Annotated in this window: 1 rRNA gene (cut by a window edge); it reads right to left on the reverse strand. The window is 54.0% G+C overall.

From position 1 onward, the window contains the following. A 23S ribosomal RNA gene (locus ACZ6YI_RS21745) occupies positions 1–2500 on the reverse strand; its annotated part runs 207 nt beyond the window's last position; the annotation flags it as partial.

Consider the following 2500-nt stretch of genomic DNA (forward strand, 5'->3'; position numbering starts at 1 on the left):
TAGCTACCGGGCAATGCCATGGGCATGACAACCCGAACACCAGCGGAACGTCCACTCCGGTCCTCTCGTACTAGGAGCAGCCCCTCTCAAATCTCCAACGCCCACGACAGATAGGGACCGAACTGTCTCACGACGTTCTGAACCCAGCTCGCGTACCACTTTAAATGGCGAACAGCCATACCCTTGGGACCGGCTACAGCCCCAGGATGTGATGAGCCGACATCGAGGTGCCAAACACCGCCGTCGATATGAACTCTTGGGCGGTATCAGCCTGTTATCCCCGGAGTACCTTTTATCCGTTGAGCGATGGCCCTTCCATACAGAACCACCGGATCACTAAGACCTACTTTCGTACCTGCTTGATCCGTCGATCTCGCAGTCAAGCACGCTTATGCCTTTGCACACAGTGCGCGATGTCCGACCGCGCTGAGCGTACCTTCGTGCTCCTCCGTTACTCTTTGGGAGGAGACCGCCCCAGTCAAACTACCCACCATACACGGTCCCCGATCCGGATTACGGACCTAGGTTAGAACGTCAAGCACTTCAGGGTGGTATTTCAAGGATGGCTCCACCGAAACTAGCGTCTCGGTTTCATAGCCTCCCACCTATCCTACACAGAAGAACTCAACGTTCAGTGTAAAGCTATAGTAAAGGTTCACGGGGTCTTTCCGTCTTGCCGCGGGAACGCTGCATCTTCACAGCGATTTCAATTTCACTGAGTCTCGGGTGGAGACAGCGCCGCTGTCGTTACGCCATTCGTGCAGGTCGGAACTTACCCGACAAGGAATTTCGCTACCTTAGGACCGTTATAGTTACGGCCGCCGTTTACTGGGGCTTCGATCAAGAGCTTCGCCTTGCGGCTGACCCCATCAATTAACCTTCCAGCACCGGGCAGGCGTCACACCCTATACGTCCACTTTCGTGTTTGCAGAGTGCTGTGTTTTTGATAAACAGTCGCAGCGGCCAGGTTACTGCGACCCTTCGATGCTCAGTCACGCACGTGACCACACCAAAGGGCGCACCTTCTCCCGAAGTTACGGTGCCATTTTGCCTAGTTCCTTCACCCGAGTTCTCTCAAGCGCCTTGGGATTCTCACCCTGCCTACCAGTGTCGGTTTACGGTACGGTTTTTCTACAGCTGAAGCTTAGTGGCTTTTCCTGGAAGCGTGGTCTCAGTCACTTCGTCCTCATAGGACTCGTCTCGGTGCTCGGCGTATGTGATCCCGGATTTGCCTAAGATCACCGCCTACCGCCTTTCCCCAGGACAACCAACGCCTGGTAGACCTAACCTTCTCCGTCCCCACATCGCACTGTAGAAAAGTGCAGGAATATTAACCTGCTTCCCATCGACTACGCATTTCTGCCTCGCCTTAGGGGCCGACTCACCCTGCGCCGATGAACGTTGCGCGAGGAAACCTTGGGCTTTCGGCGGGGAGGCTTTTCACCCCCCTTATCGTTACTCATGTCAGCATTCGCACTTCCGATACCTCCAGCAAGCCTTACGACTCACCTTCACAGGCCTACGGAACGCTCCTCTACCGCGTACGGATCAAAATCCGTACACCCCGAGCTTCGGTGCATAGCTTAGCCCCGTTAAATCTTCCGCGCAGACCGACTCGACCAGTGAGCTATTACGCTTTCTTTAAAGGGTGGCTGCTTCTAAGCCAACCTCCTGGCTGTCTATGCCTTTCCACATCGTTTTCCACTTAGCTATGACTTTGGGACCTTAGCTGCGGGTCTGGGTTGTTTCCCTTTTCACGACGGACGTTAGCACCCGCCGTGTGTCTCCCGTGTAGCATGTCCTGGTATTCGGAGTTTGCCATGGTTTGGTAAGTCTCAATGACCCCCTAGCCATAACAGTGCTCTACCCCCAGGAATGTTCGCACGAGGCGCTACCTAAATAGCTTTCGAGGAGAACCAGCTATCTCCGAGTTTGTTTAGCCTTTCACTCCGATCCTCAACTCATCCCCATCTATTGCAACAGATGTGGGTTCGGTCCTCCAGTGCGTGTTACCGCACCTTCAACCTGGTCAAGGATAGATCACTCGGTTTCGGGTCTACTGCCAGAGACTATTCGCCCTATTCAGACTCGGTTTCCCTTCGCCTCCCCTATACGGTTAAGCTTGCCACTGACAGTAAGTCGCTGACCCATTATACAAAAGGTACGCAGTCACCCTTGCGGGCTTCCACTGCTTGTACGTATACGGTTTCAGGGTCTATTTCACTCCCCTCTCCGGGGTTCTTTTCGCCTTTCCCTCACGGTACTAGTTCGCTATCGGTCAGTCAGGAGTATTTAGCCTTGGAGGATGGTCCCCCCATGTTCAGACAGGGTTTCACGTGCCCCGCCTTACTCAATTTCATGCCATGCACCCTTTCGTCTACCGGGCTATCACCGTCTACGGCCAGCTTTTCCACGCTGTTCGACTAAAATGTACGACACTTTTGGGCTAGTCCGCGTTCGCTCGTCGCTACTGACGGAATCTCGGTTGATTTCTTTTCCT

The sequence above is a fragment of the Luteibacter sp. NPDC104163 genome, assembly GCF_055584245.1.